The sequence below is a fragment of the Rhodobacteraceae bacterium M385 genome (assembly GCA_025141835.1).
In the GTDB taxonomy this organism is placed as follows: Bacteria; Pseudomonadota; Alphaproteobacteria; order Rhodobacterales; family Rhodobacteraceae; genus Gymnodinialimonas.
Genome location: CP081102.1, coordinates 1497872 through 1521973, shown reverse-complemented (window position 1 = coordinate 1521973; position 24102 = coordinate 1497872). Strand labels below are relative to the sequence as shown.

At 61.9% G+C, this 24102-nt stretch carries 24 protein-coding genes; 9 read left to right on the top strand and 15 right to left on the bottom strand.

The window, feature by feature from the left end:
- Positions 1 to 119 precede the first annotated feature (119 nt).
- Both K3728_07415 and K3728_07410 read right to left on the bottom strand, forming a co-directional pair.
- Positions 120 to 494, bottom strand: a complete 375-nt coding sequence (locus tag K3728_07415) for an HIT domain-containing protein (protein UWQ97038.1) — start codon at positions 492 to 494, stop codon at positions 120 to 122.
- 12 nt (positions 495 to 506) lie between these two features.
- The gene (locus K3728_07410) at positions 507 to 2084 is read right to left on the bottom strand and encodes a beta-1,6-N-acetylglucosaminyltransferase (protein ID UWQ97037.1); all 1578 of its coding nucleotides are present in this window, start codon (positions 2082 to 2084) and stop codon (positions 507 to 509) included.
- Positions 2085 to 2237: 153 nt separating this feature from the next.
- On the opposite strand from K3728_07410, the gene K3728_07405 reads away from it, so the two are divergent.
- The 3 genes from K3728_07405 (at position 2238) to K3728_07395 (ending at position 5311) form a co-directional block, all read left to right on the top strand.
- Positions 2238 to 3056: a sulfotransferase family protein gene (locus K3728_07405; GenBank protein UWQ97036.1), complete on the top strand. Its 819-nt coding sequence runs from the start codon at positions 2238 to 2240 to the stop codon at positions 3054 to 3056.
- Between the two features lie 183 nt (positions 3057 to 3239).
- Positions 3240 to 4469, top strand: coding sequence for a tetratricopeptide repeat protein (locus K3728_07400; GenBank protein ID UWQ97035.1), 1230 nt, complete (start codon positions 3240 to 3242; stop codon positions 4467 to 4469).
- Positions 4470 to 4471: 2 nt separating this feature from the next.
- The gene (locus K3728_07395; GenBank protein ID UWQ97034.1) at positions 4472 to 5311 is read left to right on the top strand and encodes a FecR family protein; all 840 of its coding nucleotides are present in this window, start codon (positions 4472 to 4474) and stop codon (positions 5309 to 5311) included.
- A 30-nt stretch (positions 5312 to 5341) separates the two neighbouring features.
- Here the strand turns inward: K3728_07395 and K3728_07390 are convergent, their stop codons facing one another.
- Positions 5342 to 7537 (bottom strand): adenylate/guanylate cyclase domain-containing protein, encoded by a 2196-nt coding sequence (locus tag K3728_07390; GenBank protein ID UWQ97033.1) that lies wholly within the window; start codon positions 7535 to 7537, stop codon positions 5342 to 5344.
- 190 nt (positions 7538 to 7727) lie between these two features.
- Between K3728_07390 and K3728_07385 the strand changes: the two genes are divergently transcribed.
- Entirely contained in the window at positions 7728 to 8417 is a 690-nt protein-coding gene (locus K3728_07385) for a cyclic nucleotide-binding domain-containing protein (protein UWQ97032.1), read from the top strand.
- Position 8418: 1 nt separating this feature from the next.
- On the opposite strand, the gene K3728_07380 is transcribed toward K3728_07385, so the two are convergent.
- The 4 genes from K3728_07380 to nth are packed head-to-tail and all read right to left on the bottom strand — an operon-like array spanning position 8419 to position 11209.
- On the bottom strand, positions 8419 to 9138 hold the full coding sequence (locus tag K3728_07380) for a hypothetical protein (protein UWQ97031.1): 720 nt from the start codon (positions 9136 to 9138) through the stop codon (positions 8419 to 8421).
- Between the two features lie 15 nt (positions 9139 to 9153).
- A complete protein-coding gene (locus K3728_07375; protein ID UWQ97030.1) occupies positions 9154 to 10146 on the bottom strand; it encodes an adenosine kinase in 993 nt (330 codons plus the stop codon).
- A 5-nt stretch (positions 10147 to 10151) separates the two neighbouring features.
- A complete protein-coding gene (locus K3728_07370) occupies positions 10152 to 10541 on the bottom strand; it encodes a RidA family protein (GenBank protein UWQ97029.1) in 390 nt (129 codons plus the stop codon).
- The gene (gene nth / locus K3728_07365; GenBank protein ID UWQ97028.1) at positions 10538 to 11209 is read right to left on the bottom strand and encodes an endonuclease III; all 672 of its coding nucleotides are present in this window, start codon (positions 11207 to 11209) and stop codon (positions 10538 to 10540) included. Before nth ends, K3728_07370 begins: the two co-directional genes overlap by 4 nt.
- 119 nt (positions 11210 to 11328) lie before the next feature.
- On the opposite strand from nth, the gene K3728_07360 reads away from it, so the two are divergent.
- From K3728_07360 to K3728_07350, 3 genes are all read left to right on the top strand, one after another.
- Positions 11329 to 12177 (top strand): bifunctional helix-turn-helix domain-containing protein/methylated-DNA--[protein]-cysteine S-methyltransferase, encoded by an 849-nt coding sequence (locus K3728_07360; GenBank protein ID UWQ97027.1) that lies wholly within the window; start codon positions 11329 to 11331, stop codon positions 12175 to 12177.
- Between the two features lie 178 nt (positions 12178 to 12355).
- Positions 12356 to 13018: an OmpA family protein gene (locus K3728_07355; GenBank protein UWQ97026.1), complete on the top strand. Its 663-nt coding sequence runs from the start codon at positions 12356 to 12358 to the stop codon at positions 13016 to 13018.
- 149 nt (positions 13019 to 13167) lie between these two features.
- Positions 13168 to 13935, top strand: a complete 768-nt coding sequence (locus K3728_07350) for an FCD domain-containing protein (protein UWQ97025.1) — start codon at positions 13168 to 13170, stop codon at positions 13933 to 13935.
- A gap of 114 nt (positions 13936 to 14049) precedes the next feature.
- Here K3728_07350 and K3728_07345 read toward each other — a convergent pair whose 3' ends face one another.
- Together K3728_07345 and K3728_07340 are read right to left on the bottom strand one after the other, a co-directional pair.
- Complete coding sequence (locus tag K3728_07345) at positions 14050 to 15270, bottom strand: mandelate racemase/muconate lactonizing enzyme family protein (GenBank protein ID UWQ97024.1); 1221 nt, start codon at positions 15268 to 15270, stop codon at positions 14050 to 14052.
- Between the two features lie 82 nt (positions 15271 to 15352).
- Positions 15353 to 16435, bottom strand: a complete 1083-nt coding sequence (locus tag K3728_07340) for a Zn-dependent alcohol dehydrogenase (protein ID UWQ97023.1) — start codon at positions 16433 to 16435, stop codon at positions 15353 to 15355.
- Positions 16436 to 16579: 144 nt separating this feature from the next.
- On the opposite strand from K3728_07340, the gene pcaD reads away from it, so the two are divergent.
- The gene (gene pcaD, locus K3728_07335) at positions 16580 to 17371 is read left to right on the top strand and encodes a 3-oxoadipate enol-lactonase (protein ID UWQ97022.1); all 792 of its coding nucleotides are present in this window, start codon (positions 16580 to 16582) and stop codon (positions 17369 to 17371) included.
- On the top strand, positions 17368 to 18690 hold the full coding sequence (locus tag K3728_07330) for an adenylosuccinate lyase family protein (GenBank protein UWQ97021.1): 1323 nt from the start codon (positions 17368 to 17370) through the stop codon (positions 18688 to 18690). Before pcaD ends, K3728_07330 begins: the two co-directional genes overlap by 4 nt.
- On the opposite strand, the gene K3728_07325 is transcribed toward K3728_07330, so the two are convergent.
- The 6 genes from K3728_07325 to K3728_07300 form a co-directional block, all read right to left on the bottom strand.
- On the bottom strand, positions 18687 to 19670 hold the full coding sequence (locus K3728_07325; GenBank protein ID UWQ97020.1) for a threonine/serine dehydratase: 984 nt from the start codon (positions 19668 to 19670) through the stop codon (positions 18687 to 18689). The two genes, K3728_07330 and K3728_07325, sit on opposite strands and share 4 nt — an antisense overlap.
- A complete protein-coding gene (locus K3728_07320; protein UWQ97019.1) occupies positions 19667 to 20500 on the bottom strand; it encodes an alpha/beta hydrolase in 834 nt (277 codons plus the stop codon). The genes K3728_07325 and K3728_07320 overlap by 4 nt, the downstream gene beginning before the upstream one ends.
- Positions 20500 to 21189, bottom strand: a complete 690-nt coding sequence (locus tag K3728_07315; protein UWQ97018.1) for a haloacid dehalogenase type II — start codon at positions 21187 to 21189, stop codon at positions 20500 to 20502. The genes K3728_07320 and K3728_07315 overlap by 1 nt, the downstream gene beginning before the upstream one ends.
- Positions 21190 to 21325: 136 nt before the next feature.
- Positions 21326 to 22114 carry an SDR family oxidoreductase gene (locus tag K3728_07310; GenBank protein ID UWQ97017.1) on the bottom strand — a complete coding sequence of 263 codons (789 nt, stop codon included), beginning with the start codon at positions 22112 to 22114 and terminating at the stop codon, positions 21326 to 21328.
- A gap of 11 nt (positions 22115 to 22125) precedes the next feature.
- Positions 22126 to 23355 carry a beta-ketoacyl-ACP synthase II gene (locus tag K3728_07305; protein UWQ97016.1) on the bottom strand — a complete coding sequence of 410 codons (1230 nt, stop codon included), beginning with the start codon at positions 23353 to 23355 and terminating at the stop codon, positions 22126 to 22128.
- Positions 23356 to 23418: 63 nt separating this feature from the next.
- Positions 23419 to 24096, bottom strand: a complete 678-nt coding sequence (locus K3728_07300) for a M50 family metallopeptidase (protein UWQ97015.1) — start codon at positions 24094 to 24096, stop codon at positions 23419 to 23421.
- Positions 24097 to 24102: the final 6 nt, after the last annotated feature.

The window sequence follows — 24102 nt, the reverse complement described above, 5'->3', positions numbered from 1 at the left end:
AGCACGCCGCACCGGCCCCGTGGCCGCGCGACCTGTCAACGCATCCGCGGCAGCGCGTGGGGCCGAGCGGCTCTGGCCCAACCTTTTGGGCCGGGGCTTGAGGCCGCGCGCGCCCCATATCAGGCCTTCGCCAACATCCGCCCCAAGGGACGCCCGCCCAAAACATGCATGTGGTAATGCGGCACCTCTTGCACCCCATCATCGCCCGCGTTGGAGATCGTGCGGAATCCCGCCCCACCGTTTCCGGGTGACACCTGCGCACAGACCTGTGCCGCAACCCGGTGAAAGTCTGCGATTTCCGCATCGGATGCTTCGGCGGCAAAGTGGTCAAAACACACATATGGTCCCTTGGGGATCACCAAGACATGTACGGGCGCTTGCGGGTACAGGTCGGCGAAGGCCAACGTATGCTCGCTTTCGGCCACGGTTTTGTTTGGAATCTCCCCGCGTAAGATCTTCGCGAAAATGTTCTGGTCGTCGTAAGAATAGGCCATCAAAGCCCCCTTTTAATCTGCAAACAGGTGTTGGGTCTGGGCTAACTCTCGACCAACGTCTTGGTCTATTCCGAAGAAGTCCGCCAGCACGGCGCCGTTTTCTTCGGCCGATTTACCCTCTTTCAAACGCCAGTGCTGTTTGAACTCCGCCTCTCGGATTTCCATCTGCTCGTCCAGAAACTCATGGCGCAGGGTGGGTAGCATCCGTTGCAAAACCTCGCCCGGCGTGTCGTCCGTTGCCAGCCCAACACGGTGCGCGTGGCCCACCAGATATTGGTCATCAAAGGTACATTGCAATTCGAGGATTCGCGCGTTCGCCCGATCGGACATGAAATCACGCATCAGGTCTAGGTTGGCCGGATCAAGGCAGATCACCAACTGTTCGGTGCCGTAGTAATCAAACAGCATCCGCACCAGCGCACGGCGGTGGCGGTTGCGCTTTTCCATTGTGCGTTCAATCCCGCCCAGATGCGGGACGCGGCAGCCCTCTTCATCAAAAAGATACTCGATCCCGCGCACATCCAACTTCTCGGACGAGGCTTTGAGAAGCCGCTTGGCGACGTGCCATTTCTTGCACACCAACATATAGAGGTCGCGGTCCGCCCCAAGGGTGCTTTCGCGTTCCCAAAACCTTGTGCCAAAGCGTTTGCCCACCCGGCCTCGCCCGGTCAGGAAGGCGTGTAGTTTCGGCCCCTCCTTCGAGGTGGCGAAATCCTTGCGGTCCGAATTCCACAAGGCGCCAAGGCGGTCCTTCAGCAAGGTGGCCTCGGCAGAAATCTTGCGGGCGAACAGATAATCCTGCGAAATCAACAGGTCATACTGATCGTTGTAGAAAGTAACCGGCATGCCGTAGTCGCTGAACATCTTGAACGTCAGGGTCCGGCTTTCAATCTCGCGCGACGGCACGAGGTGGCGCACGAGGGTTTGGAAGAATGTCTCATCCGGAATCCAGGTCGTCTTGAAGAAGCGGATCACATCGGGGCGTTCGCGGCAGAAATCCAAGATCGCCTCGATCGTGCTGCGCCGCAGGCACCACCATTGCGAACCGATCATCACCTGAATGTCGTCGGGGATCTTGCGCTCCAGCCGAAGTTTGCGCTGCAAATGGAACGAGGCATAGAACAGCTTCTTATGGTTCCGCTCGTTAAAGAAGTGGCGGTAGAACAGGCGCTCACCCTTGAAGCCCGTCTTGATCCAGTCCGAGTTGAAGAAATCGAAGCTTTCGACATAATCCATGTCGCGGTCATCAAGGAACTTATGGGCGTAGTCAGCCGACTTTACCGCCGCGCAATCCCCCGACAGCATGTAGAAATGCGACGCCTTGGGAAACGCCTCGACCGCCGCTTCAATCGCGTGCAGCGTCGCTTGGCACAGCGACCACTCCCCCCAACCGCATTTGATGCGCTTTTTGGCAAAGGTGACGCCCGCGTTGTCCTTCAGGGCCTCTTGAAGTGCTGAAAAATCCGCCGGTTTCGCGTTTGCGTCAAAATGAATCGACACATAATCGCCCGTCGCCGTCAAACGCTCAGCCTGACGGATGATGCTTGGCGCATCCTTGTGACACAGGAGAATAAAGGCGATTTTTGCCATTCTGGAAACGATTGCCCCGGACTTACGCGCATTGTTGCGCCTTGTTGTTAACGTATTAATACCTGAGAGAGATTGAAGCGACACCAATTCTTTGCAATTTATGTCTTAAGACCGGGTGAACACAGCACCGGGCATCACGTGAGGTACGAACATATGGGATTTCCGGGCACCTGGATGACGACAAGCGAAAGCATGGTGTATCGTGTGGTACCCAAATGCGCCTGCTCGACCATCGGTCAGATCATGTACTACGCCGACAATGGCGAATACTTTGATGGCGACATCCACGATGCCACCGGCGGCATGCATAAATGGGCGTTTGACGATAGCCAGCCCGTTATCACCAGCAACGTTCAGGCCCACAAAAGCTATGCCTTTACCTGTGTGCGCAATCCCTACACCCGCATCCTATCCAGCTTCTTCGATAAAATCTGCGGCATTCAACGCAATGGCCGCCGCTATCGCGGCAATATGGTGCCACTACTGATTCAGAAATACGGGATCGAAGTGGGCGGCGATGATGGCAAGGGGGAGTTCGACCAGATCGCCAGCTTCCGCCGGTTCTTGCTGTTTACCCGCGACACCATTCGTTGGCGCAAGCCGATGGACCCGGATATTCATTGGTCCGCGATGTCGGGCCATGTTTCCACGTTCATCGTGAACGGCGGGCGCTACGATAAGATTTTCTGGACCGAAAGCTTCAACGACGGCATGCAAAGCGTGCTGGATGCGACCGATAACGCCCATCCGATCAAGCTAAAGGATGTGCCGCGCTTCAACGAATCTGAGGGCCACGGCCCCAAGCGCCTGCACCCGGTTGAGGATTATTTCGACGATCTCTCGATGCATCTGGTCAAGGAAATCTATCACCGCGATTTCGATCTGTTCAAATATGACTTCGACAATCCCGGCAACAAGATGCCCATCGGTGAGATTGATCTGGACGAGGTTCACGCAAAACTGGGCGGATAATAAGACTGGGCTGGTAATATCGCCGCCCTCCCGCGCCCTCGCCCCGTGACCGTTGCCGCAATGCCGCATGGGCCGCGTACTCATCAGGCGGTTTTGCGCTGTTCATTGTACAAAGTGCCCATGCCCCGTATGGTTTCGCTATTCGTTCGACTCCCTTTCTCTCTCTTTTTGTGAGGCCCGATAATGTTCCGAGCCCCCCTTCTGGCAACCATCGCCACGCTCTCGCTGATCTCCACGCCGCTTGCGGCGCAAAACGCGGGCGATGACGCACAGCGCCAAGCCATTTTCCAGCAGATGCTGACCGACCCAAGCAACCGACAGCTGATGCGCGATTACGCGCGCCTGTCTGTCCAAGCCCGTGATTTTGAGGCCGCAGCCGCGACCTTGGAACGCCTTGTTGACCTAGAGCCCAACAACTCTGCGGCCCGTGTAGAGCTGGCGATTGCCTACTTTGCCTTGGGCTCCTACGCGGTGGCCGAGTATCACCTTGCCGCGGCCCAATCCTCGGGCACCTTGACGCCTGCGCAATTGACCCAAGTGGCCCGCTACCGGGAAGAAGCGCAGGACCGCGATGACCGCTCCGACTACCGGGGCCGCCTTGCTGTGGGCTACGCCTATGCCGACACCAGCGGCGAACAGGGCGCCTTCGTGACCGGCTCGGTGGATTGGCGTATCGACATGGGCGACTCCGATGTCACCCAATGGATCACCGAATTCGCCTTCTCCAGCTATGAGCCCGGCGACAGCTCGATCAACAGCCGCAGCTCCGGGCGCTTGCGCACCGGCCCGCAATGGCGCCTGAGCCGCGACGCCTACGGCCCGCGCCTGCAAGCCTATGCCGAGCTTGGCTGGTTCCAAAACGATTCCACCTTGTCGGGCGATTACACCTCTTGGGGGGTGGGCCTTTCCTACGCCAACCCGATTGACGAACGCTTCACCGTCTACGCCGACGCAACAACGGGCCGAGAGATCGCCCACGCGTCCACCGACTCCGATTACGACTTCTACGATTTCGATCTGGGCGTAACTTACCGCCCCTCTCGTGACACACGGTTCCGGCTATCGGGCACCGTGGGCGGGCGTCAGGAAGTGGATGACCCCACACCCGTAGAAATCACCGAAGCCTCTGTCCGACTGGCCGCGCAACACGCCTTTGACGTGGGTTGGGAACATCTGCCAAACCGCTGGATCGCGGGCGCATGGGCCGAAGCGGGCCAAGCAGAACGGATCGACGGCGGCACCACCACGGACATTGATGAAGAAAGCTACGGGGTCTGGCTACGGGCCTTCGTATTGGAAGACATCTATATTGAAACCACCGCAGCACAGGTCTTTGAGGATTCTGTGACCAGCGGTGTGACGACTTCACGCGAAGAATTAATTTACACATTCCAAGTCGGTTGGGAGTTTTAAGTATGCCCTTCAAGACCATCACAATGGCCGCCGTTGCGGCCCTGACATTCGCCGCGCCCTTGGCGGCGCAAAACATCGGCACTGTCGCCTCAAGCGAGCCGACGCTGCGCGGCACCCCACCCGGTGCAGGCACGCGGACGTTGGATTTGGGCGCGGGCGTTGTCCAGAACGAGACCATTGCCTCGTCCGGTTCAGGCCGGGGGCAGCTCCTGTTTATCGATCAAACAACGCTGTCGATGGCGCCAAACACGACAATCGTGTTGGATGAATTCGTTTTCAACCCCAATGGCTCCGGCCAGATGGGCTTGCAAATGACCCAAGGCGCGCTGCGCTTTATCGGCGGCGCGCTGTCGCAGGGACAGGAAGCAACGGTCACGACCCCCACGGCCACCATCGGCATTCGTGGGTCCAGCGCTTTGATCATTTACCAAAACGGCGAGACGATTACGGTGTTTCTGGCCGGTGAGCGGCTCTGCATCACGTCGACCGAAAGCGGACAACGGGCCTGCACCAGCCGTCGCGGCGGTGTGTTGACCGAAAATGGCTACCAAGGCCGTGTAAACCCCGCGTTCCTCGCGCAAGTGCTGGAACTGATCGACGGCGCGCCGGGTGGCGGTGGCGGCTCGACCCTTGGCTCGGGCGTGGATAACCCCAACCCGTCGGATCGTGGGCCCGTGTCCACCACCGGGGAAGAGTTCGATCCCGAGATTTTCGACGAGGATTTCCGCTTCGATGACCTGTTTGAAGGTCTGCCAGAGGGCCTTCCCGAAGCTCCCGAAGATGACTGCTTTTATTACCCGGGCAATGGGCGGACGCTACGAAAAGTCGAATACGACTGCTAAGAGGTCTAGGCACAAGGGACGAAACAACCCTTACCTCTTTGATTGCGCTACAAATTCCCCCTGCCAGCCCGCTGGCGGGGGGCTTTCTTTATAGGCCTCGATCCGATCCAGATAGGCCTTCGCCAGAAGCGCCGTGTTGCACGTCGGCACCTTGATCTTGGCCACCCGCATCATCGCCTCTTCTGCCCCTGCCCAATCCTGGGCGATAAAGGTGGCACGCGCCTCGGCCAAGGCCGTCGCAAAGGCCACAAGCCCCGGTGTCATGCGCGGCAATACCGTGGACACCTCTACCGCGTTGGCAAAGCCCTTCACCGCGATCAAATCCAACGTCACGGCCTGCAAATGCGGCGGGCATTCGGCGACTGTGTTCGGCCCCACGCAGTTGCGCGTGCCATAAATGCGGGTCAGCCCCTCTAGCCGCGCGGCAAGGGTCACGCTGTCGCCGATGCAGGTGTACGACAGCCTGTCGCGCGATCCCATCAACCCCACCGACGCGGGCCCGGTGTTCAGCCCGACCCCCAGATTAACCCTCGGCAATCCTTGCGAGGTCAGCAGAAAATTCGCCTGTTCCGCCGCTTCATTCACCGCATGAAGGGCACCAAGGGCGGCGCTAGCGTGGTCGGCCCGCTCAATCGGCGCGTTCCAAAACGCCATCACCGCGTCGCCCATGAATTTGTCGATCGTGGCCCCGTGATCTACCAAAGCCTCGGCCACGGCGCTGAGGAAAGTGTTAACGAGGGTAACGACGCGGTCCGGTGGCATCCCTTCGGTCACGGTAGAGAAGCCGCGCATATCCACGAACATCACCGTCAAGTCCCGCTCCGCCCCTTCAGGCGTCAGGGCCGCCGTTGGGTTCTTTTCGATCTCGGCAATCAGAGGCGGCGGCAGGAAGCGGGCAAAGCGTTCGCGGATCGACCGGCGGGCGCGTTCCTTCGCCAGATAGCCAAGGGTCGTGCCGGGAAGATAGACAAGCACCGCCGTCAGCACCGCCGTCACCGGATTGAACAATACCCCCCACATAGAGAACGCCATCACCCCACCCACCACAGAGCCGCCGCCAAAGAACAGCGCCGCACTAAGGCCAAGCAAGGGCCGCTCCAGCCGGATGAAGATGGTTAACAAGATACCCGACAGCGCGACGATCAAAATCTCTAGCCCGCGCATCCAATCGGCCCGCATCAAAAACGCGCCTGACACGATTTGCTCAATAATTTCAGCGTGTAGCGTGACGCCAGCGATCTGCCCATCCAAAGGTGTCGTGCGAATATCGAACAGGCCTTGCGCCGACGATCCCACCAAAACGATCCGCCCCGCCAACCGGTTTTGCAGCTCTGGGTTAATCCCTTCGGCCTCAAACAACGCGCCCACTGGCGTCACCCTCTCTGGCTGGTAGCCCGCGTAGTAAAGGCGAAAGCGCCCGTCTGCCTCCAACGGAAAAGACAGCGCGCCGACCTGCATCGCCGTGGCCGCAACGGTTCCGCCCGACATTTCGCCGGACGCTTCCGAGGTGCGCAAAACATGCCCCCCCGCCCCCTGCGCCACCCGCAATAGCTCGGCCGACAGCGACGGGATCAACACCCCGCCGAAGTCCGAGACCATGGGAACGCTGCGCGTAATTCCATCGGTGTTGCGCCCCAAAGAGATCGTGCCAATCCCGCTGGCCGCCGCCGTTAACTCTGGCAGATTGCTGATCGCGCCGGGATAAGTCGTTAACGTGCTCGGCGTGGCGCCGGTCACGGCAAATCCCGCCACGGCCTCGGGCATGGAGCCCTCTAACCCGCCCGCGACCGACAAAACCACCGCGCGGCCCCGCATCGCATCGGCAAAGCGCGTGTCATGGGGGGCAATGCCAAGGTCTGGCAAGATGGGCGCCGCGCCGTCGGTGAACCGGGCCCAGGAGTCGACGATCAATTCAGGAGAGGTCCGGTCCGGCTCGGGAAACAAAACATCGAACCCCACTGCCGCTGCACCATGGTCAAACAAGCGATCCGTCAGTTCCGCCAAATAGCTGCGCGGCCAAGGCCACTGACCATAAGCGTCCAAAGCGGCCTCATCAATGTCGATGATATGGACCGGCGCTGTCGGGTCGTAGGGCCGTGGCATCGTGCGTTGGTAGCCATCAAAGACCGCATCACGGGCGCGTTCAAAAATCGGCGGGGGGAAGGCCGTCAGCCCGACCATCACGGCCGTCACCACCAGCCCCAAGATGACTGTTATCCGTGACATTGCCGCCCCTCTTCGTGGTTTTCCATTGCCCCCCTTGCCCGCAAAGGGTCCCTTGCAGCACGGATCGTGGCGGATTTTCCGTGTCGTCGCAAACCCTTCCGGCATCGACGCGGGATTTGACAGGCCGGTGTGTCGCAGTCCACCCTGTTGGGCGACGCGGGCTTTCTCTTGCTGCAAGGACAAGACAGCCATGGAATTTTCGATCTGGTCGGCCTCCGGCCTGTTGGGGGTTGCCCTATACCTGTCGGCTTACGGCGGCCTGCAACTGGGCCTTCTGCGCGGCAGCTCTCTCACCTACACGGTGATGAATTTGCTTGCCGCCTCAGCCGTATTGATCAGCCTAAACGAGGCGTTCAATCTGTCTTCGGCTTTGATTCAGATCTTCTGGATCGTTCTTTCACTGGTCGGCTTGGCGCGGTTGGCGTGGCACCACAGCCAAGCCCGTTTCACGCCCGACGAACAGGCGTTTCTTGCCGCCCATTTCAGCACCCTTCCGCCCCATCTGGCCCGCAAATTCCTGCGATTGGGGCGCTGGCAAACCGTCAGCCCCGGCACCATTATGTCGCGGCAGGGCGCAGTTGTGCATGAGCTAATCTACATCGGATCAGGCCACGCCGATGTCCGTGCCCATGGCGCGACGGTCGCCACCCTTGGCCCCGGTGCATTGATCGGAGAGTTAACGATTCAACATGGTGGCGAGGCCACCGCCGATGTCGAAATAACGACCGAGGCCCACATTTTCACCCTGCCCCGCGCCGCCCTGATCCGAGAGTTAGAGGCAGACCATTCCTTCGCCCTCGCCGTTTCCGGTGCCTTGCAAATCGAGGCGCAGCGCAAGATCGATGCCGCCAACCGCGAGAGGGTCGTCGTAGAGCCCTAATCTAAGATGGGTTAACGTCGTTAACCTTCTCTGTCCCGACGTCCGGGACAATCGGCACTGACTCCGCCACCTTGCGCGCCAACTCTGCGCCGAATAGTGCGATCATTGCGTTCTTGAACCCGGGCGAGCGCGCCATTTGTCTGCGTAAATCCGTGCTATCCACGCGCAAAACCGTGCCGCCATCGGGCAAGGTCACATCAGCGCTGGAGACGTTACCTGTCAAAAATGCAATCTCACCCACGAAAGCCGGGCCTCGTGTGGGAAAGCTCTCTCCGCCCTTGGTGATGGTGATGGTGGGGGCAAAGACCAACATCAGGTCCGCGACCGGCACGCCCTCTTGGGTCAGCACGGCACCGGCATCGGCGAGTTCTGCCTTAACCATTTTTCTCAGGCGGCGGAACTGGCCCGGGGTGAGAGTCGGGAAATGGCTGAATGTCTGCCGATCATCCGCGGACATACGCCACGTTGTCCGCTCGGACACGATCGCGACGATCAGCACCACGTTAATGCTGAGCAGCGCAATGTTCGAGAAGACCGAAGGCAAGATCGGCTCGGCGCGGAAGAAGTAATACGCGGCGTCGCAGATGAAGCCGCAAACCACCAGAACCCGCAGCCACATTTCATCGCGAACGGCGAACCCGGCAAGTTTGAACACCAGCCCGACCAGCAAAATCGCAATGCTGCCCGTGCCCATGTTCAACTGTGCAATAAGGTCCGCCATGTGCCCGCCTTAACCTCAGATCAAACCTTGCTCGGCAAAAACCTCACGCAGGGGGCGTTTGGGGCGGGGGCCCACATGGGCGATAACTTCTGCTGCCGCCGCGACGCCCATTTTGCCTGCGACCTCAAGGGTTTGTCCGGTGGCGACCCCGTAAAGGAAACCCGCTGCAAACTGATCACCTGCGCCTGTGGCATCCACCGGCGTGACGCGCGTGACCGGCACTTCGACACGCTCGCCGTCGCGGATCAAGATCACCGGATCGCCCGAGCGGGTGCAAACCACTGTCTCACAATCGGCTGCAGCTTTGGCCAGCGCGGCGTCGATATCGTCCACCTGGTATAGCGATAGCCACTCTTCTTCATTGCCCAGGGTGAAGTCCATTTCCTCGGCGATCAAGCGCCGGAAATCGTCGCGGTGGCGATCCACGCAGAAGGGATCGGACAGTGAAATTCCCGCCTTGCCGCCGCCCTTGTGGCAGGCCTGCGCGGCGGCTGTGAAGGCGCGCTTTCCCTCGTCCTTATCGTAGAGGTAGCCCTCCAGAAACAGGTAGCGCGTGTCGCCCGCAACACCTGCATCCACATCGCCTTCGTCAAAATCAGCGCCCGCGCCCAGATAGGTATTCATCGAGCGTTCACCATCGGGCGAGACGAAAATCATCGACCGGGACGTGGGCGGCACATCGCCGTCTACGGGCAGGTTGGGAAAGTCGATTCCGTCCGACGACATGCCATCTGCGTAGAATTTGCCCAACGCGTCGGCTTTCACTTTTCCAAGGAACGCTGCTTTCAGGCCCAGTGTCCCAGCCCCCGCAACCGTGTTCGCCACCGATCCGCCGGGCGCTTGCACGCGGTCGGTCATCGCGCCGTACAGGATCTCGGCGCGTTCCCGTTCGATCAGCTGCATAATACCTTTCTGGATACCCATATTGTCCAGAAAGCTTTCATCCCCATGAGAGATCACGTCAACAATCGCGTTGCCGATGCCGACAAGGTCGTATTTCTGGGCCATGGGTTCTAGTCCTTTAGAATGGCGTCGAGTTCGATCTCGACCAACCAGTCGGGATCAACAAATGCGGAGACTGCCATCACCGTGGTGACGGGGCGAATGTCGGTGAACACCTCGGCGTGGGCGCGGGCCGCGTCCTTGAAGGTCTTGATATCCGTCAGAATTATGCGGGTACGGATGACGTCGGACGCACAGCCGCCTGCATCCGTTAACGCCGTTAACGCAATCTCCAGGCAGCGCTTGGTCTGGCCATAAACGTCGCCGATACAATCGGTGCCGCCGCCCGCTGCAATCGGGGCGGTGCCGCCGACGGCTACCATATTGCCGATGCGCACCGCCCGCGAAAACCCGATCTGAGGCTCCAGGTATGATCCAGAGGAAACATTCTGACGGCTCATCTTTTGGCCTTTCCGGGCAAGGGATCAGGTGTTTTGTCTTCAAAAACACAGAGGTCGCGGATCAGACAAGCGCCGCATTTGGGTTTGCGCGCCACGCAGATGTAGCGCCCATGGAGGATCAGCCAGTGGTGGGCGTGCAGTTGGAATTCGGCGGGGATGTTGTCCTCCACCGCGCGTTCCACCACGTCCACGTCTTTGCCCGGCGCAATCAGGGTCCGGTTGCCGACGCGGAAAATATGGGTATCCACCGCCTGTGCGGGCATCCCCCACCACATGTTCAGCACCACATTCGCGGTCTTGCGCCCCACCCCCGGCAGAGATTGCAGCGCCGTGCGCGACGAGGGCACCTCGCCCCCGTATTCATCCACCAGTATCTGGCTTAACTTGATGACATTCTTGGCTTTATTTCGGTAGAGGCCGATGGTTTTGATATGCTCTGTCACCGCCTCCAACCCAAGGTCGAGCATCTTTTGCGGCGTGTCGGCGATCTTGAACAGCTCGGCCGTGGCCCGGTTCACGCCCGCGTCCGTCGCCTGCGCCGACAGCGCCACGGCCACCACCAGCGTATAGACATTGACGTGGTGCAATTCGCCCTTGGGTTCGGCCTCGGCATCGCGGAACCGCGTGAAGATCTCGTGAATCGTATGATATGGAAGCGCTTTTGCCATAGCGTCCCTTTTGGCGCGACACGGGCGGGCGGGCAAGCCCCCCACCCTTCCCGCAAGAAGCGGGTCGCGAAACGGCGGCGCTCTGCGATAGGTTAATGCCGTTAACGGAGATTTGCGCCATGCCCCAAGACCAAGACCCATCCGGCAGCTACCACTTCAACGTCATGCGCCGAGCGTTGGACCTGATTGACGCTAACCCACACCAATCGCTTGATGATTTAGCGAAGGCCCTCGGCATGAGCCCGGCCCATTTCCAGCGCACCTTCAGCGGGTGGGTCGGCGTCAGCCCCAAGCGATACCAGCAGTATCTCACGCTGGATCACGCGCGCCGCCTGCTGGCGGACCGCTTTACTGTGCTCGACACGGTGGGGGAAACCGGGCTGACCAGCGGCGGGCGCTTGCACGACCTGTTCCTGAGGTGGGAAGCGATGAGCCCCGGCACCTATGCCAGCGGCGGCAAGGGCCTGACGATCCGTTGGGGGTGGTTTGACAGCCCCTTCGGCCCCGCCCTGGTGATGGCCACCGAAAAGGGCATCTGCGGCATCGGTTTCGCCGCAGAGACCGGGCCAGAAGCGGCGATGGAGGACCTCCGCTCGCGCTGGCCCAATGCCGATTATGTGGAAGACGCCGCCTCTCTCAGGCCCATGGCCGAGGCCGCATTCAATGGCACGGGCGACTTACATCTGTCGCTGATCGGCGCCCCGTTCCAGATCAAAGTGTGGGAAGCATTGCTGTCGATCCCCACGGGCCACGTCACAACCTATTCCGAGATTGCAGGTGCCATTGGCAAGCCCCGTGCCGTGCGCGCCGTGGGCACAGCGGTGGGGCGCAACCCGATCTCGTGGTTGATCCCATGCCACCGCGCGTTGCGCAAATCCGGCGGCTTGGGCGGCTATCATTGGGGCCTTCCGGTGAAACGCGCCATGCTGGCTTGGGAAGCCGCCACAACGGAAGACGGCGCGGCCTGAAAGATGCGGCGATGACGGGCCCCGCCCGGAGGAGCCGTCTGAAAAGTCGCCAAAATCGGCCAAGGCCCGCCCGTGGCTCCCCCAGCCCCACTTTCCCCCTGTGCCAACCGTCACAGCCTGATATAATGGCCGCAATGACTCCCGCGGGAAACGGGACAACAGGCAAAAGGCTTCACTCATGGCAAGACATATCAAACCCCTCATTCTGGCCACTGCCAGCGCATTGGCCCTAACGGCTTGCGTCGGCAACACCGTGGCACCAACCACGGCCAACGGCCAAAACCGCACCCGTGACGGTGCCGTCATCGGTGGCCTTTTGGGCGGCTTCATCGGCGCAACGGCCAGCGGCGAAAACCAGGGCCGCAACGCGGTGCTTGGCGCGGCAGCCGGTGCCGCCGCAGGCGGGCTGATCGGCAACGCGCTGGACCGTCAGGCACAAGACCTGCGCGGGGCGCTCTCCAACGACCGCATCCTGATCGAGAATACCGGGTCGGAGCTTGTCGTCACCATGCCAGAAGGCATCTTGTTCGACATCGATAGCGCCGCCATCCGCGCCGGTCTGCAATCGGACCTGCGGGCATTGGCCAACAACCTGAACCAATATCCCAACACCGATGTGCAGGTGGTGGGCCACACCGACAACACCGGGTCTGCGGGCTATAACCAAGACCTCTCTACCCGACGCGCCCAAGGCGTGGCTGGCGTCTTGCTCGAGGCGGGAGTCGCCCCATCGCGTGTGCAGTCTTCCGGTCGCGGCGAAAGTGAGCCGCTTGCCACCAACCTCACCCCTGAGGGGCGCCAGCAGAACCGTCGGGTCGAAGTCATTATTCGGCCCCGCTAAGCGCGGCCTCTCACGCACGCACAACGTCATCGGCCTGCCCTTTGGGCGGGCCGCTTTCGTATCGGGCCCCTTGATCGCGGGTAGACAGACCCCGGCTGTGGTCATATCCTTTGACCAATTCCGCCAAGGCTGAGGGAGGCAGAGGGCCCATGCCATTTCAACGTGTCGAAGCGGAAAAGCTCTCTCGCTCGGTCGTCAAGCAAATCGAACAGTTGATCCTGCGCGGCATTCTGCGCCCCGGGGAACGCTTGCCCTCGGAACGAGAGTTGAGCGAACGCCTTGGCGTGTCCCGCCCCAGCCTGCGCGAGGCCGTGTCCGAGTTGCAGGAAAAGGGTCTTCTGGCCACCCGCGCGGGCGCGGGGATCTATGTGGCCGATGTCCTTGGCTCCGCCTTTTCGCCCGCGTTGATTGCCCTTCTGTCGGCCCATGAAGAAGCGGTTTTTGACTACATTTCGTTTCGCCAGGACCTTGAAGGTATCGCCGCCGAACGCGCGGCGGTGCATGGCTCGGATACGGACCTGAAGGTGATCGGGGCAATCTTACAGAAGATGGAAGCAGCCCACCGCAAACGCAATCCCGCCGATGAGGCCGCCTTGGATGCGGAGTTCCATCTGGCGATCATCGAGGCCAGCCACAATGTCGTGCTGCTGCATATGATGCGCGCCAGTTTTGATCTGCTACGCCAAGGGGTGTTCTTCAACCGCCAGCAATTGTTCAAGAACCGCGCCACCCGCGATATCCTTCTGGATCAGCACCGCGCCATGAACAGCGCGATCCAAGAGCGCGATCCAGAGGCCGCGAAAGCTGCCGTCATCCACCATCTGGATTACGTGAAAGAGCAGATGACCGCGCTGAAAGCCTCGGAGAAGAACGAGGAAATCGCGCAGTTGCGATATGCCCAAGAGGTGGAGCGTTAGGCGGGGACGGTCCCGGGCCGAGGCCCGGTCTACGGGGGGGCGACACACCGCGCGGTGCCCCGAAGTATCCGCGTCGGGCGTAGACCGGGCCTCGGCCCGGGGGCCTCACCCGATCTAATCCACCGCACCGCCACCAAAGGCATTGCCGTTTTGCCAATCACAGGGCGCTTCCTGCATCTCTAGATGCAAACGATCGCCCGTATAGAGGTTCGCAAGGGCCACATCATCGTTCAGCGTGATCCCAAGACCGGGGCGGTCCGGGGCCGCGACAAAACCGTTCTCGACCCGGGGCCGCCCGGTAACGAGCGCATCGTGGAACGGCGTCTCGATCGCCTCCACCATCAAAAGGTTAGGACAGCTGACACCCAGATGAACATTCGCGGCCCATTCCACCGGACCAGCATAAAGATGCGGCGCAAGTTGCGCACCAACGGCGGCGGCGAGGGTGGCGATTTTCTTGCCCTCCCATATCCCACCTGCACGACCCAGGGCGGGCTGCAAGATCCGCGCCCCGTGGTGCAGTGCTTGGGCAAACTCCCCCGCCGTGGTGAGCCGTTCGCCGGTGGCCACGGGGATCGGGGTATGGGCGGCGATTTCTGCCAGTCCGATAAGGTTATCAGGCGGAATAGGTTCCTCAAACCAGAGCGGATCATGGGGCTCGATCGCCTTAGCCAGTCGGATTGCCCCCGAAGGAGAGAATTGCCCATGGGTGCCGAACAGCAGGTCGGCACGGGTGCCCACAACATCACGGATCGCAGCGCAAAAGCGGGCCGAGAGGTCAATATCGCTGAGCGCGGGCATATGGCCGCCCCGGATCGTATAGGGGCCGGCGGGGTCGAATTTGACCGCCGTGTAGCCCTCGTTTACGCGGGCCAACGCGCTTTCGGCGGCCATCTCGGGCGAAGTCCAGAAGGCCACGGGATCATGGTGAGGCTCGGGATAGAGGTAGGTATAGGCGCGGATCTGGGCGTTCATCTTGCCGCCCAGAAGCGCGTAGACGGGGCAGTCACGGGCTTTGCCTAGGATGTCCCAACAGGCGATTTCGAGGCCGGAGAACGCGCCGAACACGGTGGGATCGGGGCGTTGGGTAAAGCCAGAGGAATGGGCGCGGCGCGACATCAGCTCGATATTGGCAGGATCCTCGCCGCGCATGTGGCGAGAGAAGACATCTTCGATGACGGCCTGCATGGCTTTGGGGCCGACGCCTGCGGCGTAGACCTCTCCGAGGCCGGTGATGCCGGTATCGGTGGTGAGGCGGACGATCAGCCAATAGCGCCCCCCCCAGCCGGGGGGCGGAGGAGCTATGGCGAAAATTTCGAGTGTGTCGAGTTTCATGTCTGTTGCGTGATTGGGGGACTAGTCCCCCAAACCCCCTAGAGGTGTACGGCCAAGGTGAATGGAGGAGCGGCGCGCACGATCAGAAGGTGATGACGTTGCGGCGGGCTTGGCCTGTGTTGGTGTCGGAGATCGCCTCGTTTATCTGATCGAGGGACCAGCGGGCGGAGATGAGTTCATCGAGTTTCAGGCGGCCTTGGCTATAGAGGTCGACCATCCAGGGGATATCGCGTTTGAGGACCACTTCGCCGAGGAAGGAGCCACGGATGCCCTGGCCGGTGGCGGCGAAGATGACCGGCTCGTAGGGGGTGGTTTCGCCATTATGGGTCATGCCGACGGCATAGGCGGTGCCACGGGGGGCGAGCAGGCGCAGGGCGGACTCGTAGGCGGGAATGGCGCCCACGGAGACAAAGACGTGATCGGCCAGGGTACCGCCGAGCAGCTTGGAGAGGGCCTTCCAGGGCTTGTCGGTTTGGGCGGGAAGCGTATCGGTGGCGCCAAACTCCATGGCGTCTTCGAGCTTCTTTTCTTCGAGATCCATCGCTACGATCCGGGCAGCACCCGCAATACGCGCGCCCTGGATGGCGTTGAGGCCGACGCCCCCTGCCCCGATCACCACCACCTTATCGCCGGGTTTGACCTTGGCTGTGTTGATCGCCGCGCCGACCCCTGTGGGCACGCCACAGGCCAGAAGGCAGGCCACGTCCGAGGGGATATCATCGCCGATGGGCGCGGTCTGGCTGGCGTCCACCACGACGGCCTCGGCGAAGGCGCCGCAGTTCATGGCTTTCACCACGGGGGCGCCGTCAGGGGTTGTAATCACCTGAGCCTCGGGGGTGTTGCCGCCGCAATACATCGGTTGCGCCGAGGCGCAGGACGGGCATTGGCCGCAGGATTTGGCCAGGGTGACGATCACCCGGTCGCCCTCTTTCAGGGCGACGCCCGCGCCCACGGCGGTGACTTTGCCTGCCGCCTCATGGCCATAGATCGCGGGCAAATCGCCGCCCCATGCGCCTTCCATATAGGAGATATCGGAGTGGCAGATCGCCACCGCTTCCAGAGTGACTTCGACCTCTCCGGGGCCGGGGTCGCGCAGGGTGACGGTTTCTATGCTGAGCGGCGCGCCATGGCTGTGGCAGACGGCGGCGCGGATGGTCTTGGGCATGGGGCTCTCCGGTCCTGTGGTGCCTTACCATTGCGGGTGATACGCGCAATTGCGAGACAAAACGCGCCATTAGAGAGGTAAGTTGCGACTTGGCCGCAGCGTAATCGGCTTGCGGAAAGTGGCGGGATTGAGGGACAAGGTGCCATGGATGTTTTGAATTTCGATGATGTGTCCCTGCATGTGCAGGTGGATGGGCCCGAGGATGGGCCGACGGTGGTGTTTGGCAATTCGCTGGGGACGGACCTTCGGTTGTGGGACCCGGTGTTGCCATTGTTGCCCAAGGGCTTGCGACTGATCCGCTATGACAAGCGCGGCCACGGGCTATCAACCTGCCCGCCCGCCCCCTACGGCATGGGCACATTGGTGCGCGATGCCGAGAGGGTGATGGACGCCTTGCAGGTGCGCGATGCGGTGTTCGTCGGCCTCTCGATCGGGGGGCTGATCGCGCAGGGGCTGGCAGCGAAGCGCATGGACTTGGTGCGCGCTGTGGTTTTGTCCAATACCGCCGCCAAAATCGGCACCCGCGCCATGTGGGAGGACCGGATTGCCGCCATCAACGCGGGTGGTCTGGCCCCCATGGCCCCCGCGATCATGGAGCGCTGGTTCTCGCGCGCGTTCCGCGAAAGCCCTGCCGTGGCACCCTGGCAGCGGATGGTCGAGACCTGCCCCGTGGAAGGCTACACCGGCTGTTGCGCGGCCATCGCGGGCAGCGATTTCTACAGCACAACGGCGGCGCTGCGCCTGCCGGCGCTGGTCATTGCGGGCGACCAAGACGGGGCGACGCCGCCGGACTTGGTCCGTGAACTAGCCGAGCTGATCCCCGGGTCCAAGTTCGAACTGATGCGCGGCGCGGGACACCTTCCTTGCGTGGAAGACCCCCAGACCTACGCCAAACACCTCAGCACATTCCTTAGCGAAATCGGGCACTTGCCATGAGCACTTCTGTCTTCGACAGCATTCTTCACCGTGATCTTTTTGGCGACGCCGAGGTGGCGCGCCTGCTGTCTGACAGCGCCGAAGTGCGCGCCATGATGTTGGTGCTTGGCGCTTTGGCGAAGGTCCAAGGGGCGGCAGGGGTGATCCCCGAAGTCTCGGGCGTGTTCCTCCACCGAGCCACGATGGAGATCCAGATCGATCCGATGGGGCTTGCGGGGATGAATGGCGTGGTGGTGCCGGGTCTGATTGGCGCGATGCGCACCGCACTGGAGGCCCCGGAACACGCGCAGTTCCTCCACTGGGGGGCGACGTCGCAAGATATCCAGGACACCGCCCAAAGTCTGCGTTTGCGGCAAGTTCTGGTGCTGATGGAGACGCGCCTGCGCGATTTGTTAACGGTGTTAACCGAAATGGCCGACGCTCACGCCGAAACCCCACAGGCCGCGCGCACCTATGGGCAAGTAGCCGTCCCAAGTAGCTTTGGCGCGTTGGTGGCCACATGGGGCTATCCCGTCATTCGCCTGCTGGAGCGGTTGCCAGACCTGCGCCGCCACGCGCTTTGCGTATCCCTGTCCGGCGCGGCGGGCACGGCCAGCCAATTGGGCCCGGACCCTGCGGCCCTGCGCTCTGCCTTGGCCGAGGCCTTAGGCCTGAGCGATCCGCAGCAGTCTTGGCACGCCGACAGGGGGCGTATTATCGAAATAGCACAATGGCTTAGTGCCGTGAGCACCACGATGGGGAAGATCGGCGAAGATGTCTTGCGGCTCAGCCGATCCGACGTGGGGGAAGTGCAGCTAGGGGGCGCGGGGGCGTCCTCGACCATGCCGCAGAAACAGAACCCCGTGGCAGCCTCGGCGCTTGTGGCCCTGGCGCGGATGGCGCCTGCGCAGCTCTCGGCCCTGTCCGTCCCCCATGGAGAAGCCCGCGACGGGGCCGCTTGGTTCACCGAGTGGTTAACGCTGCCGCCGCTGATTTCCGCCGCCGCCCGCGCCAGCGCCTTGGCAGGCGATGTGGCCCGCAGCCTGTCGCCTAATGCCTCCGCCATGGCCGCGCGCCTGACCGATCCGCTGGGGCTGATCCGGGCCGAGGCGCTGTCCTTCGCGCTGACCGCAACCCTGCGCCGCCCCGACGCCCAAGCCGAGGTGAAACGGCTCACAAAAGAGGCGATTGAAACGGGCCGCCCCCTGCCCGATTTGGTGGCCGAGGCGCACCCCGACGCACCGATGCCGCCGCTGAGGTCTCCGGCAGATTTGGGCCAAGCCCCAAAGGACGCGCGCGCTTTCGCCGCCGCCGCCCGCAAGGTGCTATCGACGGATTAATCCGCGCCCGGTTCCGCCAGAATTTGCGCGAAAAGCGCCGGGTCCACATTGCCGCCCGACAGCGTCGCAATGACCGGACCGGGCGCGAGGGTATCGCCGTGAAACAGCGCCGCCGCCAAGGCGACCGCGCCGCCGGGTTCCACCACCAGCTTCAGGCGCACCGCCGCAAGGCGCATCGCCGCTTTGACCTGCGCGTCCGTCACCACGATCCCCGGCCCGCAAAGGCGCATCATCAACGGGAACGTCAGCGCCCCCGGCGCAGGCGTCAGTACGGCGTCGCACAATCCGACCTCCGGGCCCTCGTTGGACAGGATTTCACCAGCCACAAGCGACCGCGCGGCATCGTCAAAGCCCTCAGGCTCCACCGGGCGCACCGTTAATCCGGGCGCTTTCGCCTCCAGCGCCGTCGCGATGCCCGAGGTCAACCCGCCCCCGCCGCAGCAGGTCAGAACCGTGCCCTCTGTCACGCCTGCCTCTGCGGCCTGCTCCGCGATTTCCAACCCGCAAGTGCCCTGCCCCGCCATCACACTCGGGTCGTCGTAAGGCTTTACCAGGGTCAGGCCCCGTTCCTCGCTTATGGCGGCACCAATGGCGCCGCGATCCTCACCACCGGCGCGATCATAGAGCACCACCTCAGCGCCCATGGCGCGGGTGTTGGCGATCTTCAGCGCGGGCGCATTGTCCGGCATCAGGATCGTCGCAGGCACACCCAAAATCTGCGCCGCTCGCGCCACCCCTTGGGCATGGTTCCCCGATGAATAGGCGATCACGCCCCGCGCACGCTGGTCATCGGTTAACGCAGTTAACGCCGACCAACCGCCGCGAAACTTGAACGATCCCGTGTGTTGCAACACCTCGGCCTTCAGGTAGACCTCGCGCCCGGCGATCTCATCCAGGAAGGGCGACGATAGCAGGGGCGTGCGCCGCACGACCCCTTCCGCCCGCTTTGCCGAAGCCTCAATATCGCTGATCGTGATCATGCACTTTTCTCCAAAACACTGTCGATAACGGCCCGTGATCCCGGCTCGTCCAGAAACGGCACATGGCCCCGGTCACCCAATTCCACAAAGGCCATGTCTGGCCTGCGGCGGCGCATCTCGGTGGCTGTCTCCGCCGATAGAATGTCAGATTGCGCCCCCCGGATCAGGCCGAGGGGCACGCCGTCCAGCGCGTCAAACAAGGGCCAAAGATCTGGCGCTTCAAAACCGGGCGCAAAGGCAGGCGCGACCGCATCGCGCAACTTCGGATCATAGCGCAAGTGCAACGCGCCGCCCTCCTCTCGCCACACACGGCGCGCGAACGCGGCCCACGTGGCGGCAGGCACGTTGCGAAACGCACCCGCGTAGATGCCCGGCAAAGCCGCTGCCGCCTCCGCAAGCGATCTATAAGACGGCGGCTTGCCGATATAATCCATGATGTTGGCCAAACCCTCGGCCATGATCTCGGGGCCGATGTCGTTAAAAATAACGCCGCTCAGCCGTTCCCGCGCCATGACGGCCATCATCAACGCCACCAAACCGCCCCGCGACGTGCCCAGAACGCAAGCCTTCTCCAGCCTCAAATGATCGAGCAATGCGACCACATCCTGGGCCTCCTGCATCGGCGTGTAGGTGGCGAAATCCGCGTAGTCCGAGGCCCCGCGCCCGCGAAAATCCACCCGGATCACCCGCGCGCGGCCCCGGTAATGTTCCAACACCGGCTCAAAATCATCCATGTTGCGCGTCAGCCCCGGCAGACACAGCAAAGGCACCCCCTCGCCTTGGTCGTCATAGGCAATCCGCACCCTATCAGGCGCCGTCACAAAACCCATCAAGCGGCCCCCACAAGCGCCGCCACGCCGGTCAAATCCGCCGCCTCGCGCCCCGGCTTCCCGCTCAACCGATCCATCGGCTCCCCGGCGCGGTTCACCCATAGGGTATCAAACCCGTAAGCCGCCGCAAAAGACGCGTCCCACCCGTTGGAGGACACAAACAACACCTCCTCCGGCGCGCAACCAAAGCGCTTCCCCACAAGATCATAGACCCTCACATCCGGTTTGAAGACGCCCACATCCTCCACGCTCAAGACCGCGTCCAACATCTCTCCGATGACCGCGCTTTCCACCGCGCCCGACAGCATATCGGGCGATCCATTGGACAAAATGCCCGTCTGCAGTCCCGCGGCCTTCAAGCGCGCCAACATCTCAGGCACCTCAGGATAGGCGTCCAACTCCCAGTAAAGGCCCAACAAATCCTCTCGCAACTGCGCTTCATCCAAACCCGCCTTCGCCAAGGCCCAATCCAACCCGTCGCCCGTCACCTGCCAAAAATCGCAATGATCCCGCGCCACCGCGCGCAGCCACGAATACTGCAACTGCTTCAAGCGCCAATCATTGGCCACCTGCATCCACACCTCGGCGAACGCCTCTCTCCCCGGTTGCCCCGCCAAAGCGCGTGCCGCCGCTGCGACATCAAACAGCGTGCCATATGCATCGAAAATACATGTGGTGATCTTGGCCATGGAACCTCTCCCCAATAGTTCCTTCAAATCGTGACACGCAAAAAAGGGGGCCGCAACGCCCCCCTTCCTCGTTCTTCAAATATTCCCGGGGTTTGGGGCAGCGCCCCAAGGCGCAACGCCTGGGCCAATCGCGCCGTTAAAGGTTCTCGGGCTGTGCCATGCCAAGCACGTGGAAACCGCCGTCCACTGTCACGATTTCGCCCGTGGTGCAGGCACCGTAATCAGACGCCAGATACACCGCCGTGCCGCCCACGGCTTCCAACGTCGCATTCGCGCGCATCGGTGCATTCGCCTCCGTGGTCTTGAACGTCTTGCGGGCCCCGCCAATGGCCGCCCCTGCCAGCGTCTTCATCGGCCCCGGCGAAATCGCGTTCACCCGGATACCCTGCGGGCCCAAATCGTTCGCCAGATAGCGGACCGAAGACTCCAACGCCGCCTTCGCCACACCCATCACGTTATAGAACGGCGTCACGCGGTTGCTGCCCTGATAGGTTAACGTCAGTAACGTTCCGCCCTCGGGCATCAGTTCCGAGGCCCGCTTGGCCACGTCGATAAACGAATAACAGCTGATCGTGAGAGAGTTCTTGAAGTTCGCCCGCGTCGTGTTGATGAACCGGCCCGCCAGCTCATTCTTGTCGGAGTACGCAATCGCGTGGACGACGAAATCCAGCGACCCCCACTCGGACTTCAACGTGTCAAAACACGCGTCCATCGAGGCGTCGTCGTTTACGTCCACATCCACCGTTAACGTGCTGCCAAGGCTTTCTGCCAGCGGAGCCAAGCGCTTGCCGAAGGCCTCTCCCTGATAGGAGAACGCCAGTTCCGCGCCTTCCCCATGCAGCGCCTTGGCGATGCCCCACGCGATCGAGCGTTCATTGGCGACGCCCATCACAAGGCCCCGCTTGCCCTTCATCAAATCAGCCATGCTCTCTCTTCTCACTTCTCAAAACGGCTCAGCAACATCGAGCCATTCGTGCCGCCAAAACCAAACGAATTCGTCATAACTGTATCAAGACCCGCATCGGCCTTGAACGCCGTCGCAATCTCGGACGGGTCCAGCGCCGGGTCCAGCGTTTCGACGTTGATCGACGGGGTGATGAAATCTCCGTCAAGCATCAGCAAGCAGAACGTCGCCTCCAACGCCCCTGCGCCGCCTTGTGCGTGGCCTGTCATTGATTTTGTTGAGGAAATCACCGGCGTGTTACCCTGGCCAAAGACCCGGCGCACGGCTTCAACCTCACCCACATCGCCCACGGGGGTCGATGTGCCGTGGGCGTTGATATAGCCCACTTTGCGGCCTTCGGGCAGCGTTTGCATGGCCAGACGCATCGCCCGCTCGCCGCCTTCACCGCTTGGCGCGACCATATCGTGGCCGTCCGAGGTAGCGGCAAAACCGGTCACTTCCGCGTAGATTTTTGCGCCGCGGGCCACCGCGCGCTCCATCTCTTCCAGCACCAAGATCGCGCCGCCGCCGCCGATCACAAACCCGTCGCGGTCCGCGTCAAACGCCCGGCTCGCCCGTTCTGGCGTGTCGTTGTATTTCGAGGACATCGCGCCCATCGCATCGAACAGGCAGCTCAGCGTCCAGTCCAATTCTTCCGCGCCGCCCGCAAACATAACGTCCTGTTTGCCCATCATGATCTGCTCAGCCGCCGAGCCGATGCAATGCAGGCTGGTGGAGCAGGCGCTGGTGATCGAATAGTTAATGCCCTTAATCTTATAGGCCGTGGACAGGTTGGCCGAGATCGTGGATGACATGCACTTGGGCACCGCAAAGGGCCCGATCCGCTTGGGAGAGCCCTTTTCCAGAACCGTTTGATGGGCCGTAAACATCGCGCTGGTCGATGGCCCGCCCGAGCCCGCAATCAAGCCGGTCCGCTCATTAATCACGTCGGCTTCTTCCAGCCCCGCATCGGCAATCGCTTGCCCCATCGCGATATGGGCGTAAGCCGCCCCCGGCCCCATGAACCGCAGCGCGCGTTTGTCCACATGCTCGGCCACGTCGATTTTCAACGTACCAGCCACTTGGCTGCGGAACCCATGCTCCGCCATTTCAGGCGATGCTTCGATCCCGGACCGCCCCGCCTTAAGGCTTTCTGTTACCTCAGCGGCATTATTTCCGATGGGGGATACGATGCCCAATCCAGTCACGACGACGCGGCGCATGGCGTTCTCCTCTTGCTGCCTCTTACCTGTATCTAGGCGTTCGGCCCCTCATGGCGCAACCCGTTAGCGGCCAAAGGAAATGTTGCTATCGCGCCCAAGGCCCTTTCTCAGGCACCAGAAGATTACCGCGAAACTGATAATCAGCCACAATACGCCCCACATCATCGTGGTGCCGCCGATCTCTTCCGCCAGCATTCTTGCGTCCGACCGCAGCGAGGCGCGGCGCAGGGTGTCGTCGAATATGTCGTAGGGGACGTAGATCATGCTGCTCAGCCCGATGATCCGCAGGATCAAATCGCATATGGATGCAGACAAAAACCGCCCCGCCGCGATCAACGCAGCGCCCGTGGCACCACAGATGACAACCGCCGCAAGATCACGCACATAAAGCACCAAGACGACCAGCATCAGCGCGCCGAGCCCCATCAAAACTCTGCGATCCGCTCGACCTTTCAAGGCCGCCATCAGCAGTCCGACCCCGATCAGAAGCGACCCCAGATAGCCTGCCGTCAGCGTCAAAAAGCGTGAGCCGCCGCGCGTCCAGGCCTCTCCCCCCTGTTGGAAGTTCACCGAAATCGACTCGATCGAGCCGCCTGTCAGCACGGCCGCGACCCCGTGCGACAACTCGTGGAAAAACACCACAAGCAGCTTCAAAGGCATCACGACAGGCGTGGACCATAGGGCGAAAGCCGCAATGGTTAACGCGATTAACTGCCAATGGCCGCGCAAATAACTTGCCATGGGGAT

Bases quoted from the DNA above. Each gene is read 5' to 3' on its own strand.
- K3728_07415 (UWQ97038.1), bottom strand. From the start codon at position 494: ATGGCCTATTCTTACGACGACCAGAACATTTTCGCGAAGATCTTACGC.
- K3728_07410 (UWQ97037.1), bottom strand. From the start codon at position 2,084: ATGGCAAAAATCGCCTTTATTCTCCTGTGTCACAAGGATGCGCCAAGC.
- K3728_07405 (UWQ97036.1), top strand. From the start codon at position 2,238: ATGGGATTTCCGGGCACCTGGATGACGACAAGCGAAAGCATGGTGTAT.
- K3728_07400 (UWQ97035.1), top strand. From the start codon at position 3,240: ATGTTCCGAGCCCCCCTTCTGGCAACCATCGCCACGCTCTCGCTGATC.
- K3728_07395 (UWQ97034.1), top strand. From the start codon at position 4,472: ATGCCCTTCAAGACCATCACAATGGCCGCCGTTGCGGCCCTGACATTC.
- K3728_07390 (UWQ97033.1), bottom strand. From the start codon at position 7,537: ATGTCACGGATAACAGTCATCTTGGGGCTGGTGGTGACGGCCGTGATG.
- K3728_07385 (UWQ97032.1), top strand. From the start codon at position 7,728: ATGGAATTTTCGATCTGGTCGGCCTCCGGCCTGTTGGGGGTTGCCCTA.
- K3728_07380 (UWQ97031.1), bottom strand. From the start codon at position 9,138: ATGGCGGACCTTATTGCACAGTTGAACATGGGCACGGGCAGCATTGCG.
- K3728_07375 (UWQ97030.1), bottom strand. From the start codon at position 10,146: ATGGCCCAGAAATACGACCTTGTCGGCATCGGCAACGCGATTGTTGAC.
- K3728_07370 (UWQ97029.1), bottom strand. From the start codon at position 10,541: ATGAGCCGTCAGAATGTTTCCTCTGGATCATACCTGGAGCCTCAGATC.
- nth (UWQ97028.1), bottom strand. From the start codon at position 11,209: ATGGCAAAAGCGCTTCCATATCATACGATTCACGAGATCTTCACGCGG.
- K3728_07360 (UWQ97027.1), top strand. From the start codon at position 11,329: ATGCCCCAAGACCAAGACCCATCCGGCAGCTACCACTTCAACGTCATG.
- K3728_07355 (UWQ97026.1), top strand. From the start codon at position 12,356: ATGGCAAGACATATCAAACCCCTCATTCTGGCCACTGCCAGCGCATTG.
- K3728_07350 (UWQ97025.1), top strand. From the start codon at position 13,168: ATGCCATTTCAACGTGTCGAAGCGGAAAAGCTCTCTCGCTCGGTCGTC.
- K3728_07345 (UWQ97024.1), bottom strand. From the start codon at position 15,270: ATGAAACTCGACACACTCGAAATTTTCGCCATAGCTCCTCCGCCCCCC.
- K3728_07340 (UWQ97023.1), bottom strand. From the start codon at position 16,435: ATGCCCAAGACCATCCGCGCCGCCGTCTGCCACAGCCATGGCGCGCCG.
- pcaD (UWQ97022.1), top strand. From the start codon at position 16,580: ATGGATGTTTTGAATTTCGATGATGTGTCCCTGCATGTGCAGGTGGAT.
- K3728_07330 (UWQ97021.1), top strand. From the start codon at position 17,368: ATGAGCACTTCTGTCTTCGACAGCATTCTTCACCGTGATCTTTTTGGC.
- K3728_07325 (UWQ97020.1), bottom strand. From the start codon at position 19,670: ATGATCACGATCAGCGATATTGAGGCTTCGGCAAAGCGGGCGGAAGGG.
- K3728_07320 (UWQ97019.1), bottom strand. From the start codon at position 20,500: ATGGGTTTTGTGACGGCGCCTGATAGGGTGCGGATTGCCTATGACGAC.
- K3728_07315 (UWQ97018.1), bottom strand. From the start codon at position 21,189: ATGGCCAAGATCACCACATGTATTTTCGATGCATATGGCACGCTGTTT.
- K3728_07310 (UWQ97017.1), bottom strand. From the start codon at position 22,114: ATGGCTGATTTGATGAAGGGCAAGCGGGGCCTTGTGATGGGCGTCGCC.
- K3728_07305 (UWQ97016.1), bottom strand. From the start codon at position 23,355: ATGCGCCGCGTCGTCGTGACTGGATTGGGCATCGTATCCCCCATCGGA.
- K3728_07300 (UWQ97015.1), bottom strand. From the start codon at position 24,096: ATGGCAAGTTATTTGCGCGGCCATTGGCAGTTAATCGCGTTAACCATT.